Genomic DNA, 14,402 nt, shown 5'->3' with positions numbered 1-14,402 from the left:
GAGGGCTTCAACACCAAAGCAAAACTGACCACCAGAAAAGCGTACGGTTTTCGGACCTATCATGCGGCTGAAATTGCTTTGTATCATGCGCTTGGTGCGTTACCCGTTCCGAAAACTACCCACGAATTTTTCTGATGAGGCATAAAAGGGTGGCCCAACATCGGCTTTGGGCAGAAGCTCCACCCCCCACCCTGATCCTCCCCCTGGAAGGGGGGGAGGGGGCAAGAGGGGACGCGTCGTTGTCAACCACTGCCTGCACGCCACAAACACGGCTGGCAAGGGCGCGGCAGGGCCGCCGGGCAGCGCCAGTATTCGCCTGGCAATGGCTGAGCCGGCTTTGACCGGCGATTGTTGGTTGATGATGGAAACCGCCAGGGCATGGAAATGCGGTTTGCGCCGGAGCTGGTGGTCGGACTCGAAGTCACGATCGCTGGCTGTGATGAGCCGGGCCGGGACCGGATCGGCCATTTGTCAAATGGCGGCGGGCGCGCGCCGCGGTGGCAGTGTCGATCATGTTTTCCAATGAGGCGGGTAGGCGCGCTCGAACGCGGGCAGGGCAGCCATGCGTGCCAGATAAGCGCCGAGGGCAGGATAAGTTTGATCGAAGCTGTCGAAACCCAGATCCAGACCTTGGGCCTTGTCGGAACGTGCGGTGCGCAGCAGGGCGCCGAGGGCGGTGCACAACATGATGTCGGCGGCGCTGACGGTGCTTCCGGCGGCATAGTCCGATCGGCTCAAACGCTGTTCGAAATGGGGCAGTTCATTTTGCACGCGCATGGCGCGCTTTTTCACCCGCTCCAAGTCCGCGCCGATCACGAACAGGCGGAAGAACATGGCCACGACATTGTCATCAAGGTAGCTGCTCACTTCCGACACACCCTGCCAGATGCGGCCGGTTTGCGCCGGTGTGACGCCGAACAAAGGCGGCTCGGGATAGCGGCGCTCCAGATAGGCCATGATGGCCAGGGATTCGCACACTGCTGTATCACCGTCTTGCAAAACGGGCAGCTTGCCCCGCGGGTTCAGTGCCAGCATCGCCGGTGTTTTGTGCTCGCCCCGGAAGAACTGTAGCAAGTGGGATTGATAGGCGATGCTTTTCAATTCCAACATCAGAATAACGCGCCAGGAATAAAGGCTGCCGCTGCCCCAATAGATGTCCAGACTCACCTTTGTGTGCTCCCTGTGGTAGTGAAAACAGGGGAAAGCGGGTTCCCCTCCCGGGAGGATTATACGCATTGCGCCGTTCCGCTTCCCCGGCGGGTTCCAGGCGCCTGGGCACAAATGCTGACCGAAGCCGTATTGTTGATCCGGCAATTTAACGTGTCGCCTTACTGTCGCGGCCCCGGGGAGGTGCCGCCTTGGCACCCGCGAACTTCCCGCCATGTCGCCAAACGGCGGGCGGATTTGGCGGCTGACCATCAAACAGCTCAGGACGAGCTGTTTGATTTCCGGGTTGATATTGGACCGCATGGTTGGCCATGCAAGCCAGTTCAGACATGTGGTCTGGGAGACTGGCGGGCTGACCGCCCAGAGAGTCACTGAATGAGGCTTTGTTGTTGTTTTGTCTTGGTATCATGAGCGTGGTGCCTTGCCGGCCTTTCCCGGTATCCGGCATTTCGGCGCCACAGTGGCGGACAAGCCGCGCGGCGGAGTGCCGCCTGCGTTTCGCAAGCGGCGATGCGGTGTGTTTGCAGTGTGCGGCAACAGGAGCCGATAGTGTATTGGGTGCCGTTGAGATTCGGTTTGGCTGGGTTGTTTCGGATTTTCCCGCGCCGGGCAGTATCGGGCTGCGCCTGCGAGGGGAAGGCTGTAACTGGGGGTTTCCGTCATGGTTGCTGAAGGAGAGCTAGGTCAATGAGTTTTTGGCAGCACGCCGGCCGCGCGTGGCCGGCGGTGGTGGCTTTACTGCTCGCCGGCCTGGCGCCGGCCTGGGGCGCCGTTTACAAGTGTGAGTCTGCCGCCGGTAAGGTCGTTTATCAGGACCAGCCCTGTGCCGGGGCGCGGGTGTTGCCGGATGCCGCGGCGCACGGCGATGGCCGGCAGTTGCTGTGGAAAACCACCGCGGGCGCTGGCGTGGTGTACCTCATGGGTTCCATCCACTTTGGCACCCACGACATGTATCCCCTGCCCAGTGTTGTCACTGACGCCTTTCAGGTGGCCGATGCCCTGGTGGTGGAGGCCGATGTGGAAAATGTTGATCCTGCGGCCATGATGCGGGTGGTCAGCGAAAAAGCCATGTACAGCGGCAATCAAACCCTGGCGCGGCAGTTGTCGCCTGCTACGCGCCGTTTGCTGCGGCGGGTGTCTGAGCAGCTGGGCGTGCCGCCGGAGCTGTTGAACCGGCAAAAACCCTGGTTCGCCGCCATGACGCTGACGGCCCTCAGCCTCAACCGGAACGGCTACAACGAACGGTGGGGCGTAGACCGCTATTTTTTGAAGCTGGCGGGGGGGCGGGGCAAACCCGTGTTGGAGCTGGAGTCCATCGGCGGGCAATTGGGTTTGTTTGATCAATTGAGCGCGGCGGAGCAGGAATCCATGTTGAAAATGACATTGGAGGACATCGAGCAGGGCACGCCTCGTCTGGCGCAAACCATCGCTGCCTGGCGCGCGGCGGATGCGGTCGCCCTCGACAAATTGCTCAATGAAGATTTTCGCAAAGAAGGCAGCCGTCATTTGTACGATCTGCTCATCACCCGGCGTAATGAGCGCATGACCGCTGCCATACAAGGCCTGCTGAAAAAAGGCGGCACCTATTTTGTGGTGGTGGGGGCGGCCCATCTGGTGGGGGAGGAAGGTATTGTCGCCCGTTTGCGCGAACAGGCCTACGATGTGGAACGGCTGTAACAGTACCCTGTGCTAAACTGAACGGCATGGAGTATGCCCGGGGCCCGCGGCTTTTTCGGGGCCTCCTTGCGTGGAATCTTGCTTATGACGTTATTGCCACCTTCCGACGAACCGGTGTCTGTGCCCGAGTGGGACGTGGCCCTGGAAGCCCTGATCAGCGAGGAATACCGGCGCCAGGGCCGCCCCCTGACCACCGAGGATATCCAGCGCCTGGCGGGGGAGCACACCATCCGTTTCGACGACATCATCGACACCCTGCGGTCCTTGGTGCGCCGCGGCCACTGGTGTTATGCCGATCCCCGGCGCGGTCCCCGATCCTTGAGTGGCGAGGAACTGGACCTGCTCGACATCGCGGAACGCCGCATCCAGGCCCGGGATTTGCGCGATTTTTCAGGGGGATGGCAGCCGGCGTGATGCCGGTGGGCGGCGGCGCCATCAGGCGGCAGCGCGCTGAATATCGCCCGGCCGGCTCCGCGTCGCCCCGGGGAACCGCATCTTATTTCCCTGCTGCTTGAGTTATACGGCCCCTGCACCGTGATCAACGAAGGCATTGCGCCGGCTGGGGTGGTCTGTTCCCACCCCGGCTTTCCCTGGCTATCAACCCGGCAATCAGACAGCTCGTCCTGAGCTGTCTGATTGCCGGGTCAATAACACTTGGCCACCGCGCAGGGGCGGGATTGTGGTGGCGTCATCCCTTTGAAGGGCGTGGTGTCCGGTGGTGCGGCTCACCTGTCCGCCGGGGCGGGGCGGTGTGCTGTCGGCCAACTGTTGACTATGGTGCAGAACAACTCCGCAGTGCACCCGGCATCGTAAACCGCCGAATGCGCCTCGTTGTTGTCCCAGGCCAGGCCGGCTGCCTCCACGGCCCGGGCCAGCACGGTCTGGCCGTAGGCGACGCCTGCCAGGGTCACTGTATCGAAGGTGCTGAAGGGGTGGAAGGGGTTGCGCCTGATGCCGCAGCGTTTCGCTGCCGCATTGATGAAAGCCAGATCAAACGCCGCATTGTGTCCCACCAGAATCGCCCGTTTGCAAGCCGCGTCCCGCACTTCCCGCCGTACTTCCTGAAACAGACTCTCCAGCGTTTCTTTTTCCGGCGAGGCCTCACGAAAAGGATGGTAGGGGTCGATACCCGTATACGAAAGGGATGCCGGGTTGAGCCGGCCGCCGGGAAAGGGTGTCACGTGCCAGGCGCGGGTGTTGGCGCGGTGCAGGCGCCCGTTTTCATCCAGGCGCAGAAATACCGCTGCGATTTCCAGCAGCGCATCGCGTTTGGGGTCGAAGCCGCCCGTCTCCACGTCCACCACCACCGGCAGAAACGCGCGAAAGCGCTGGGCGAGCGCGGGGATCGAAGCGTTCATGAGCGTGACAGCATACGGGTATGCGTCACCCGCTGCAAACCGGATCGCCGGCGTCACGGAGCCGAAAATCATGACAGATGCAAAATTCAAAACCTGGGCCTTGATCATTGCCTGGCTGTTTGCCGCGCCGGTCAGCGCGGCCACGGGTTCCTCTTTGTCGTCGGACTTGAACGCAGTGTCCTTGCCGGCAGAACAGGGCGCTTTGTTGTGGAAGGTACAGCGCAGCGGTCTGGCGCCCAGTTATGTTTATGCCAGCGTGCAGGCAGAGGATCCGGCGGTCACCCATCTGGCACCGGCGGTCATTCGGGCGTTCACCCGGGCACGATCCTATTCCATGGCTTTGGTGCCTGATCATGGCGTGGCCGCCCGTATGGGCCGCGCCATGTTTCTGCGCGACGGGCACAATCTTCGCGAACTCCTGGGCGAACACTGGTTTGACAAAACCGCGAAGGCGATGGCACCGTTTTCGGTGTCGGCCGATACGCTGAGCCGCTTGCAACCCTGGGTGGTGTTCACGGCGCTGACCATGCCGAGCACGGACAAGAGTGTGTTTGTGGATGTGTTCCTGTACGCGGCGGCGTTGCAGGAAGGCAAGGCGGTGCACAGTCTGGAAACGGCCGATGAGCAGGTGTCGGTGTTTGATGATATCTCTGTCGAAGATCAAGTGGCTTTGCTCAAAGCCGTGGTGGCTCACAATGAGGACGTGAACCGCTTCAACTCCCATCTGGTGCGCTCCTACACCGCCGGCGACTACCAGGCTATTGCGGCGTTGAGCAAGGAATATCTGGATTTCGCCGATGCCCGCCTCAGCCATCTCATTCGCAGCCAGACCATTGGGCAACGCAATGTGCGCATGGTGGAGCGCATGCTGCCGCGCATCGAAGAAGAAGCGGCCTTTATTGTGGTGGATGCCTTGCGTCTGCCAGGGCGGGACGGTGTGCTGCAATTGCTCAAGGAACGGGGCTACCGCGTCTCGCCCGTGCGCTACTAACAGCCTTCCTGCAAGCGCCAGGCGCAGTGTCCGCCGGCGCGCAAGGGTACTACCACTGTGCCGGCAAAGTCGTACTCCGCCGGGACCGGCTGGGGTTGCTTTAGCAGCGTGAGGCGTTGTGTATTGCGCGGCAGGCCATAGAAGTCTGCGCCGAAGTGGCTGGCGAAACCTTCCAGTTTGTCCAGGGCGCCCGCCTGCTCGAATGCCTCTGCATACAGTTCCAGGGCGAAGGGCGCGGTGTAAATCCCGGCACAGCCACAGGCCGTTTCTTTTTTTGAGCGCGCGTGGGGGGCGCTGTCGGTGCCCAGGAAAAACTTCGGATTTCCACTGGTGGCGGCCGCCAGCAACGCGTTGCGGTCCTCTTCCCGTTTCAACACCGGCAGACAATAGTGGTGGGGATGGATGCCGCCCGCCAGCAGCGCGTTGCGGTTCAACAATAAGTGATGGGCAGTGATGGTGGCTGCCACCGTTTCCGGTGCCGCCAACACAAAATCCGCCGCGGCGCGGGTGGTGATGTGTTCGAAGACGATTTTCAGCCCGGGGAACCGGTCCACTACGTCCCGCAGGCGTTGTTCAATGAACAAACACTCCCGGTCGAAAATGTCGCTGTCGGTGTCGGTGACCTCACCGTGAACCAGCAACGGCATGCCGGCCTCCGCCATGGCCTCCAGCGTGGCGTAACAGTGTTTCAAATCGGTCACGCCCGCTTCGGAATGGGTGGTGGCGCCTGCGGGATAAAGCTTGATGCCGTGCACCAGGCCGCTTTGCCGGGCCCGGGCGATTTCCACCGGCGGCGTGCGCTCGGTGAGGTACAGTGTCATCAGGGGTTCGAAGTTCGCGCCGTCCGGCAGCGCCGCCAGGATGCGTGCACGGTAGGCCAGGGCTTGTTCGGTCGTCACCACCGGTGGTTGCAGGTTGGGCATTACTATGGCGCGGGTGAACTGGCGCGCGGCGTGGGGTACCGTGGTGGCCAGGGCGGCGCCGTCGCGCAAATGAATGTGCCAATCGTCGGGGCGGGCAAGGGTGAGGGTCTGCATGCTCGTTGTGCTTCACAGTGGGGGCGGGGTGGGTCATTATGCCACCGTTTGCGGCAGGCTTGCGGGGGACTTGGTTTGGGACAAGGTGAGGCGAAGCGGTGTTCGGGTGTTGCCAAAAGCAGCTTCCAGCCGGCTTGGTGGCTGCCGGGCGCTCATTTGCAAACCATCTGGCCCAATTTTTTCCGGCCGCGGGTTCGCCTGGCCACACGGTGTGAACGGCTGGTGCTGCCCGACGGTGATTTCATCGAGCTCCATTGGGCGGGGCGCGGCGCCGGTCCCATCGTCGTCGTGCTCCACGGTTTGGGGGGATCCATCCGTTCCCACTATGCGTCCGGCATGTTGGCCGCCCTGACGGGCCGGGGTTTCCGCGCGGTGCTCATGCATTTGCGTGGCGCCGGCGAGGAACCCAACCGCCTGCCGCGCAGCTATCATTCCGGCGATACCGCTGACTTTCGCCATTGCCTGCAGGTCCTGCGCGAGCGCCAGCCGGGTGTCCCGCTGGCGGCGGTGGGGTATTCGCTGGGTGGCAATGTCTTGCTCAAATACCTGGGCGAAGAGGGGGAAGAGGCCTTGCTCGCCGCCGCTGTGGCCGTTTCGGTGCCCTTCGATCTGGGTGCCACGGTGGATTGCCTGAATCGCGGTCTCGCCCGCATCTATCAGCGGCGCCTGCTGCGCTGCCTCAAATGGAGCACCCGGCGCAAACTGGGCCGCCTGCCCCTGCCCGTGGATGGGCGCGGTCTCGCCGGCATTCGCACGTTGCGGGAATTTGACGAACGACTGACCGCACCGTTGAACGGCTTTCGTGACGCGGAGGATTACTACCGCCGCTCCAGCAGCCGTCATTTCCTCAAGGCCATCGTCGTGCCCACCCTGGTGCTGCACGCCGAGGACGACCCCTTCATGCCCCCCGGCATCGTGCCGTCCGCCAGCGCGCTGGGGCCGGCGGTGCGGCTGGAGTTGTCCCGCCACGGCGGGCATGCCGGTTTCGTCGCCGGTCCGCCGTGGGCGCCGGTGTACTGGGCGGAGGGGCGGGCCCGGGCCTTTCTCACCGCTCACCTGGGGAGGGGCTCAGGTTCTAGCGGGGAGGGTGTCCCCCGGCCCGGCACTAACGCTTGAAAAAAAGCCTTCCTGACCTGTTTGATTGCCGCCCGCGAAATACGGGCGCCATTGTGCGAAATGGCTGGTATTTCGCGGGCTCGCATTGACTTGCGCCAGTGGCGGCACATCCCTGTGCCGCGCTATTAACCCGACAATCCTAATTGCCGGGTTAATAATGCCAAGCCAGCGGCAGTTCGTCCATCGCTGCTGCCTGCTCCCTGAGCGCCAGAATCTGCTCTTCCCAATAGCGCGGGCTGTTGAACCAGGGAAACGCCTGTTTGAACGCCGGGTCTTTCCAGCGCCGGGCCAGCCAGGCGGCGTAGTGCAGCAGGCGCAGGGTGCGCAGGGCTTCAATGAGCGCCAGTTCACGCGGGTTGAAATCAAAAAAATCATTGTAGCCTTCCAGCAGTTCGGACAACTGCATGGTCATGTCCCGGCGTTCGCCGGAGAGCAGCATCCACAAATCCTGTACCGCAGGACCCATGCGGGCGTCGTCCAGGTCCACGAAGTGGGGGCCGGCCCCGGACCACAGGATGTTGCCGCCGTGGCAGTCGCCATGGAGGCGGATCAGGCTCACTGGTCCGGCACGCTCCCAACAGGCACGCACCTGTTTGAGCACGTCTTCCGCCAGGGTGCGGTAGGCGAGGGTGAGTTCGGCCGGGATGAAACCGTTTTCCAGAAGATAGTGGCAGGAGGCGTCGCCGAAGTCTTCGATGGTGAGCGTTGGCCGGTGCTGGAATGGCGCAATGGCACCCACGGCGTGGATGCGGCCGAGGAAACGGCCCAGCCAGAGCAGCTTGCCGGGCTTGTCCAGCTCCGGCCAGCGGCCGCCCTGGCGGGGGTAGAGGGCGAGGCGGTGGTGGTCGAACTCATGCAGGGTGATGCCGGCCTCGTTCCGCAAGGGCGGCACCACGGGAATCTCCCGCGCCGCCAGTTCCAGCGCGAAAGCATGCTCTTCCAGGATGGCCTCATTGGGCCAGCGTCCCGGCCGGTAGAACTTGGCAATGAGCGGTGGGCCGTCTTCGGTGCCCACTTGGTAGACGCGGTTCTCGTAGCTGTTCAAGGCCAGCAGGCGGCCGTCGCAGCGCGCGCCGGTGCTTTCCACCGCGTCCAGGATGCGGTCGGGGGAGAGGCTCTGGTAGCCGGGGGGGATCTCGTGCATGGGGGTTACCACCAGGGGCGCCGGGGGGCACAGGGTACGGGGTGTCTCGCACGGTGAGTTTACCCGAGATGTGCCGGCCGGTGGGGAACAACGTGAGCGGTTCCCCTGGCCATCATCGGTGCCCGCTGCGGTCTTTGCAACCGGCGTGGCGCTGGCTCAGACCACCGCCTCCGCGCCGGAAGCGTGGCAGGGCCCCTGCCCCAGGGATTTGATCACCATCAGCAAAAACAGCACCCCCCCGATCACGGCGATCAGCCCGCCCAGCCCCATCAGGGCCATGCCGGCGATTTCCGGCAGCGAGTCCAGGTGCTGGGCGGCGCCGGCGGTTTTGCGTTGCACCCCGTAGCCGCCGGACCAGGCCAGTCCCACCACATGCAGCAACTGGCCGCCGCCGTAAATGAGGGGCTGCCAGGCGGCGGGTTTGAGCGCCGCTGGCGCGTAGCCCAGGCGCGGCAGCAGATGGTAAGCCAACCCCATGAAGGCCAGGGTGACGGCGACGATGGCGCCGTGATAGTGGGCCGGGATGGTGACATTGACCCCGCTGATGAGGAAGCCGATGAGCCCCCCGGCGCCGAACAGGGTGATGGAACACAACAAGGCGGAAAGCGCCGGTGTAAACGAGAGTTCGCGTCTTGAGCGCAGCGCAGCGAAGACCAGCGCGGCGCCGATTACCAGGGGTGCGGCGCCGCCGCCGTGGCGCATGAGCCGGGTGAAGGCGGTGATGTGTTCCACGGTGGTGACCTCGTAGCGGAGATAGATCCATGGCACCGCCACCACTGGCGCCAGCCCCAGTGCCAGCAGCGCTAGGACGAGGCCGCGCCCCAAGCCGTGCTGCACCCCGGCGGCGCCGGCCAGCACCAGCCACGCCACCAGCATCAACTGGGAATGGGTGAACTGCAGGGCATGGCCGCTGCCCCAGAACAGCAGTTCAAAATAGGCCCGGCCGCCCGGGGTGGACGGCAGGGACAGGTAAGTGGTGGCCAGGGCCGCCAGGGCCACGGCGGCAGTCAGCACGGCGCAAAACAAGCCGAAGCGCAAGACCCCCCCGGCCCGGGTCAAGAGGCCCACGGGGCGCAAGGTGAGCAGGCCGCGCAACACCAGCAGGGTGATGCCTGATCCGAACAGACCCAGGCCGAAGAGAAAAACAGGGTTCTGCAACACTGGCACGTAGTTGTTCATCAGCGGCTGAGCGGCGCCGATAAAAGGGGCCAGGGTGAAAAGCGCGGTGCCCGCGGCGGCGAGCCAGAGGGCCCACCAGCCCAGGCGGATGAAGCAGGCGGTGCCGGTCAGGCTCCACAACATGCCGGCGCAGGCCAGAAACCACACCAGCACCGTGAGGTCCACGTGCACCACAATGGCGGTGTGGAAAAAATCGTTCCAGGGCATGAGAGTCTGAATGCCCGGCGTTCGGGACAGCACGATCAACAGCGTCAGCACGCCGCCCAGGACCAGCGCGGCGATGGCCAGCAGCAGCCAGCCTGTGGCCAGGCGGCGCGATGCGTCCCCGGGTGTCTCCAGTTCATAGTGGTTCACTTTGTTGTGTTGCATGGCCGAGACCTTGAGTGTTGCCTGTTGTCACCGTTGTTGTGCTGTGACGGGAAGTTGATATTCGACTTCGCCATCGTCGTGATAAATCTCAAAAGCGGGCAGGCTCAGGGTGTAGCCGTGGTCGTTGCCCCACTGCTTCATGGCGGCGTAGGCTTTGTACGACCCGATCACGGGGCTGCCCCGGAAACGGGCCCGCGCCACTTCGCGTGGGGGGATGTGCAGGACATGGATATCGCCATGTAATGACACACCGTTGTCGACGAGGAAGCCGATTTTGCTGCGCAACTCGTTTTTCGCTGCCACGGAAGGGTCGTCGAGAAGGAGGGCGCAGGGGGCGAGGGCCGTGATGCGGGCCTGGTGCAGGCGTCCGGCCACCCTGTCGAAGACATCCTGCAAGTCCTCGTAGGGGCCGGTGTGATCCAGATAGGCGATACGGTAGGCGGGGGCCGAATAGTGCTGTACCGTTACCGCGTTGAACAGGCCCAGATAAGCCAGTATCGCCGCGCTGCCCACCACCGACAGCAGCAAGGCGGCGACGGCCAGTACCAGCACTTTGTTGGGTGGATCTTCGCGTTGAGTCTGGGCCATGGGTTTTATCCGGACAGCATACCGTCATCATCGCGCACGGCGTGAACGGCGAACACGGCCGCGGTCAGCAACACCAGGGCGCCGGCCTGGTGGGCGGCGCCCAGGGCCACGGGCACTTCCAGCAACAGAGTGGTAATGCCCAAAGCAAGTTGCAGCGCCACGGCGGTGAGCAGAAGGTTTGCGGCGAGTCGGGCGCGAGCGTTCACACGTTCTTTGTATGCCCGCTTCCACAGCGCGAGGACGACGGCCGCCACCGTGAGCGCCAGCAGCCGGTGATCGAATTGCACGGTTACCGCGTTTTCGAACACATTGCGCCAGGCGGGGGAGAGGGCGAGCAGTTCTTCCGGCAGCCAGCGGTCACCCATCATGGGAAAGGTGTTGTAGATAAAACCTGCTTTGAGGCCGGCGACGAAGGCGCCGGACAGGGCCGTGAAGAATACCGCTCCGGCCGTTGCCAGGGACAGCCGTTTGAGCGCTGGCGAAGCGCCGGGTGATCGGTGCTTTGAGGGTGGAAAAAACAGATTCAGCGCCAGCCACAAAACAGAGGAATAGATGATAAAGGCGAGTCCCAGGTGGGCGGCGAGCCGGTACTGACTGACGTGGGGGTTGTCCACCAGCCCGCTTTGGACCATGTACCAGCCCACGAGTCCCTGCACTGCGCCCAATGCGAAGATCGCCAGGACTTGGCGTTGCAAATGCCCCGCCAGCCGTCCTGTGACAGAAAAGTAGAACAGGGGTATGAAAAAGATCAGGCCGATGCTGCGTCCCAGCAGGCGGTGGGCGTATTCCAGCCAGAAGATGGTTTTGAAGCCTTTGAGATCCATGCCGGCGTTTTTGTATTGGAACTCGGGGAACTGTTGATAGCGGTGGAAAGCCTCTTCCCAGGCGCCTTGGTTCAGGGGCGGCAACACCCCCGTGAGGGGATCCCAGGTGACCATGGACAGGCCGGAGCCCGTGAGGCGTGTCACACCGCCCAGGACCACCATGGCGAAGATGGCGGTGCAGCAGATCAGCAGCCAGACGGCGACGGCCCTGTTGGGCGGGGTGGCTGCGGTGAGGCGGTTGCGGGTCAGTGCGGAGGTCATCAGATTCATTCTTTTTTCTCCGAGCAAGAGCACAAGGGTGCCGGCAGGAAAATTATCCCGGCCAGGATGAAGCAGTGCGTGCTGCGATGAATCATGGTCCCGCCAGGGACCGGTCATCGCTTATATTCGGGCGAAGTCCAGGACCAGGGCGATGCACAACGCCACCAGGTGCAGCAGGGAAAAGAAAAACAACTTCATGTCGCAGTCCCGCCGGGACAGCAAAAAGCGCGCTGCTCTGGCGCTGAACAGCAGACCCAGCACGGTGGCGGTCAGCAGGTACACCGCGCCGGCCATGCCTGTGACATAAGGCAGCAGGGAGACCGCCAGCAGCACGATGCTGTAGATGAAAATGCGTCGTTTCGTCGTCGCCACGCCTTTGGCGACCGGTACCACCGGCACGCCGGCCCGCGCGTAGTCGGCACGATATTTCAAGGCCAGGGTGAGCGCGTGGGGTTGTTGCCATACCGCCATCAGGGCGAACAGAACCAGGGCGTCGGGGGTGATCGCATTGCTGACGGCCGCCACGCCGATCACCGGTGGCAGGGCGCCGGCGATGCCGCCCAGCTGATTGGCCCAGGGGGTGCGGCGTTTGGCCAGCATGGTGTAGATGACCACATAGCCGAATGCGGCGGCGGCGGTCAGTGCGGCTGTCGTTATGTTCACTTTCATCGCCATGGGTGGCAGTGGCAGGAGGATCAGCAAGAGCCCCACGACCAACACCCGGCGCGGCGCCAGATCGCCCCGGGCCAGGGGACGCTCGCGGGTGCGCGTCATGAGGCGGTCGATGTCCCGGTCGTAGACATTGTTGAGCATGCAGGCGCCGGCCGTGATCAAGGCCAGCGGGGACAGGGTCCACAGCAGTACCGGCCACTGCGGCAGGGCACCCTGGCTCCCCACGTAGATCCCTGCGCAGGCGGCCACCAGGGTAAGGCTGATGATGCGGGGTTTGCTCAACACGTAAAGCTGTTTCACTGTTGCCGGCATGTGCGTTGCCAGCGGTTTGTGGAAGATAGACGGATGGACTCTCAGTGCGCGCATGACGTTAGACCCTCGGTTCACGGGCGGAAAAGGCGGACCCTGCGCGGGTCCGCCAGACCTTGCTTGTTATTGTTTTCCGTAGGCGTAGGGACTCCAGCCTGCCGGCAGCTCGGGTGGCTCGCGGAAATTGCCGGGTCCGGGGATGACATCCGTGTGGGTGAATTCCAAAGACTGCGAACCCCAGGGGTTGGCGCCCGCTTTTTTGCCCGCCACCATGCCGTGGATCCACGATGCCAGCATCAGGGCGATGCCCGCGGCGGCGATGTACATGCCCCAGGTTGCCGTGTGTTGCACGCCTTCGAAGTGGGGGAACATCTGGTAGTCGTAGTAGCGCCGCGGCATGCCTTCTATGCCGATCTTGTACAAGGGCATCATGGTGACGTTCATGCCGATGAAGAACAGCCAGGCGGAGAGTTTGGCCAGCGTCTCGTTATACAGGCGGCCGGTGAGCTTGGGGAAGTAGTAGTAAATGCCGGCGAAAATGGACATGGTTCCCGCCAGCGCCATCACGTAATGGAAATGGCTCATGATGGCGTAGCTGTCCGACAGGCCGTAGTCGATGGAGGCCAGGGCGTTGGGGATGCCGGTAAGGCCGCCGATGAGCAGCATGAAGATCACGCCCACCACCCAGTGCATGGGCGCCCGGTACTCGATGCTGCCTTTATATAACGTGCCCACCAGACTCAGCATCATCAGACCGAAAGGAATGGAGATGAGCAGGGTGGTGAAGGACTGCAGCTGCCGCAGCCAGTTGGGCATGCCGCCGACAAAAACATGATGTACCCATACATCGGCGCCGATGGGAATGAAGGCCAGGACGGCCCATATCAGCACCTTGTAGTTGAAGATGCGGTTGCGTGTGAAGGTGGCAACGATCTCGAAACAGATCCCTAAGAAGGGCAACAGAATCACGTACACCGCGGGATGTGAATAGAACCAGAACAGGTTCTGGTAGAGCAGCACATCGCCACCTTTGGAGGGGTCGTAGAAATTGAAGCCCAGATACTTGTCCAGCGACAGCAACAACACCGATGCCGCCAGTACCGGCACGAAGATCAACTGAATAATGTTGGCCGTGAACACGCACCAGGTGAGCACATTCATTTTGAACCAGCCCATGCCCTTGGCGCGCATGAAGGCCACGGTGCAGGCCAGGTTGACGGCGCCGAACACCGAGGACATGCCCATCACCACCACGATCATGGTGTAGAGTGCCGTGTTGCCTGCCATCACCGACTCGGAGTAGGGCGGATAGCCGGTCCACATGCCATTGAAAGGGTCGGGAACAACGTAGTTGCTGAGTGCCAGCAACACCCCGCTCCAGAACAACCACACGCTGAGGGCGTTCACCCGCGGGAAGGCCATGTCCTTGGCCCCGATCATGATGGGTACCGCCCAGTTGGCGAAAAAGCCCAGCAGCGCGGGGATCTGAAAGCCCAGTATCATCACCGCGCCGTGCATGGTCAGCCACAGGTTGTAGACGTTGGGGTCACTGGTCAGGGTCGGTCCCAGGGAGCCGAGTTCCACCCGCATCAGGGCGGCCATCAAACCGGCGACCATGAAGGCGGCCACCGAACCGATGAGATAAAAAATGCCCAGGATCTTGTGGTCGCAACTGAAGATCCATTCCTTGATTGTTTTTGGATAGCCCAT

Annotated in this window: 14 protein-coding genes; 5 read left to right on the top strand and 9 right to left on the bottom strand. The window is 62.9% G+C overall.

Annotated features, from left to right (window positions below; genetic code table 11):
* On the top strand, positions 1–135 hold a 135-nt coding region (locus tag ENJ19_01810; GenBank protein HHM04463.1), incomplete at its 5' end, for an ISL3 family transposase.
* A gap of 375 nt (positions 136–510) precedes the next feature.
* On the opposite strand, the gene ENJ19_01805 is transcribed toward ENJ19_01810, so the two are convergent.
* Positions 511–1,470 carry a glutathione S-transferase family protein gene (locus tag ENJ19_01805; GenBank protein ID HHM04462.1) on the bottom strand — a complete coding sequence of 320 codons (960 nt, stop codon included), beginning with the start codon at positions 1,468–1,470 and terminating at the stop codon, positions 511–513.
* Positions 1,471–1,854: 384 nt separating this feature from the next.
* Between ENJ19_01805 and ENJ19_01800 the strand changes: the two genes are divergently transcribed.
* Both ENJ19_01800 and ENJ19_01795 read left to right on the top strand, forming a co-directional pair.
* The gene (locus ENJ19_01800; protein HHM04461.1) at positions 1,855–2,844 is read left to right on the top strand and encodes a DUF4124 domain-containing protein; all 990 of its coding nucleotides are present in this window, start codon (positions 1,855–1,857) and stop codon (positions 2,842–2,844) included.
* 84 nt (positions 2,845–2,928) lie between these two features.
* A complete protein-coding gene (locus tag ENJ19_01795) occupies positions 2,929–3,258 on the top strand; it encodes a hypothetical protein (protein ID HHM04460.1) in 330 nt (109 codons plus the stop codon).
* A 311-nt stretch (positions 3,259–3,569) separates the two neighbouring features.
* Here the strand turns inward: ENJ19_01795 and ENJ19_01790 are convergent, their stop codons facing one another.
* Complete coding sequence (locus ENJ19_01790; GenBank protein HHM04459.1) at positions 3,570–4,202, bottom strand: ribonuclease T; 633 nt, start codon at positions 4,200–4,202, stop codon at positions 3,570–3,572.
* Between ENJ19_01790 and ENJ19_01785 the strand changes: the two genes are divergently transcribed.
* Positions 4,201–5,193, top strand: coding sequence for a TraB/GumN family protein (locus ENJ19_01785; protein ID HHM04458.1), 993 nt, complete (start codon positions 4,201–4,203; stop codon positions 5,191–5,193). The genes ENJ19_01790 and ENJ19_01785 overlap by 2 nt on opposite strands.
* On the opposite strand, the gene ENJ19_01780 is transcribed toward ENJ19_01785, so the two are convergent.
* Positions 5,190–6,230 carry a dihydroorotase gene (locus ENJ19_01780; GenBank protein HHM04457.1) on the bottom strand — a complete coding sequence of 347 codons (1,041 nt, stop codon included), beginning with the start codon at positions 6,228–6,230 and terminating at the stop codon, positions 5,190–5,192. The genes ENJ19_01785 and ENJ19_01780 overlap by 4 nt on opposite strands.
* Between ENJ19_01780 and ENJ19_01775 the strand changes: the two genes are divergently transcribed.
* Positions 6,186–7,346, top strand: a complete 1,161-nt coding sequence (locus ENJ19_01775; protein ID HHM04456.1) for a hydrolase — start codon at positions 6,186–6,188, stop codon at positions 7,344–7,346. The two genes, ENJ19_01780 and ENJ19_01775, sit on opposite strands and share 45 nt — an antisense overlap.
* A 151-nt stretch (positions 7,347–7,497) precedes the next feature.
* Here the strand turns inward: ENJ19_01775 and ENJ19_01770 are convergent, their stop codons facing one another.
* The 6 genes from ENJ19_01770 to ENJ19_01745 all read right to left on the bottom strand — a co-directional run bounded on the left by ENJ19_01770 (position 7,498) and on the right by ENJ19_01745 (position 14,402).
* Positions 7,498–8,490, bottom strand: coding sequence for a serine/threonine protein kinase (locus ENJ19_01770; protein ID HHM04455.1), 993 nt, complete (start codon positions 8,488–8,490; stop codon positions 7,498–7,500).
* A gap of 156 nt (positions 8,491–8,646) precedes the next feature.
* Entirely contained in the window at positions 8,647–10,038 is a 1,392-nt protein-coding gene (locus ENJ19_01765; GenBank protein HHM04454.1) for a cytochrome C oxidase subunit I, read from the bottom strand.
* Positions 10,039–10,065: 27 nt separating this feature from the next.
* Positions 10,066–10,626 (bottom strand): GyrI-like domain-containing protein, encoded by a 561-nt coding sequence (locus tag ENJ19_01760; GenBank protein HHM04453.1) that lies wholly within the window; start codon positions 10,624–10,626, stop codon positions 10,066–10,068.
* A 5-nt stretch (positions 10,627–10,631) separates the two neighbouring features.
* Entirely contained in the window at positions 10,632–11,711 is a 1,080-nt protein-coding gene (locus ENJ19_01755; GenBank protein HHM04452.1) for a heme A synthase, read from the bottom strand.
* Positions 11,712–11,831: 120 nt separating this feature from the next.
* On the bottom strand, positions 11,832–12,749 hold the full coding sequence (cyoE, locus tag ENJ19_01750) for a protoheme IX farnesyltransferase (GenBank protein HHM04451.1): 918 nt from the start codon (positions 12,747–12,749) through the stop codon (positions 11,832–11,834).
* Positions 12,750–12,815: 66 nt separating this feature from the next.
* Positions 12,816–14,402, bottom strand: coding sequence for a cytochrome C oxidase subunit I (locus tag ENJ19_01745; GenBank protein HHM04450.1), 1,587 nt, complete (start codon positions 14,400–14,402; stop codon positions 12,816–12,818).

This window comes from Gammaproteobacteria bacterium (assembly GCA_011375345.1).
Taxonomy (GTDB): Bacteria; Pseudomonadota; Gammaproteobacteria; order DRLM01; family DRLM01; genus DRLM01.
The sequence above is the reverse complement of the archived record's forward strand: the minus strand, read 5'-3'. Positions and strand labels throughout refer to the sequence as shown.

Excerpts from the sequence above, each read along its gene's own strand:
- ENJ19_01780 (HHM04457.1), bottom strand. The coding sequence starts at position 6,230 with ATGCAGACCCTCACCCTTGCCCGCCCCGACGATTGGCACATTCATTTG.
- ENJ19_01755 (HHM04452.1), bottom strand. The coding sequence starts at position 11,711 with ATGACCTCCGCACTGACCCGCAACCGCCTCACCGCAGCCACCCCGCCC.
- ENJ19_01775 (HHM04456.1), top strand. The coding sequence starts at position 6,186 with ATGAATGTGCCAATCGTCGGGGCGGGCAAGGGTGAGGGTCTGCATGCT.
- cyoE (HHM04451.1), bottom strand. The coding sequence starts at position 12,749 with ATGCGCGCACTGAGAGTCCATCCGTCTATCTTCCACAAACCGCTGGCA.
- ENJ19_01785 (HHM04458.1), top strand. The coding sequence starts at position 4,201 with ATGAGCGTGACAGCATACGGGTATGCGTCACCCGCTGCAAACCGGATC.
- ENJ19_01760 (HHM04453.1), bottom strand. The coding sequence starts at position 10,626 with ATGGCCCAGACTCAACGCGAAGATCCACCCAACAAAGTGCTGGTACTG.
- ENJ19_01805 (HHM04462.1), bottom strand. The coding sequence starts at position 1,470 with ATGCGGTCCAATATCAACCCGGAAATCAAACAGCTCGTCCTGAGCTGT.
- ENJ19_01765 (HHM04454.1), bottom strand. The coding sequence starts at position 10,038 with ATGCAACACAACAAAGTGAACCACTATGAACTGGAGACACCCGGGGAC.
- ENJ19_01795 (HHM04460.1), top strand. The coding sequence starts at position 2,929 with ATGACGTTATTGCCACCTTCCGACGAACCGGTGTCTGTGCCCGAGTGG.
- ENJ19_01770 (HHM04455.1), bottom strand. The coding sequence starts at position 8,490 with ATGCACGAGATCCCCCCCGGCTACCAGAGCCTCTCCCCCGACCGCATC.
- ENJ19_01745 (HHM04450.1), bottom strand. The coding sequence starts at position 14,402 with ATGGGCTATCCAAAAACAATCAAGGAATGGATCTTCAGTTGCGACCAC.
- ENJ19_01790 (HHM04459.1), bottom strand. The coding sequence starts at position 4,202 with ATGAACGCTTCGATCCCCGCGCTCGCCCAGCGCTTTCGCGCGTTTCTG.
- ENJ19_01800 (HHM04461.1), top strand. The coding sequence starts at position 1,855 with ATGAGTTTTTGGCAGCACGCCGGCCGCGCGTGGCCGGCGGTGGTGGCT.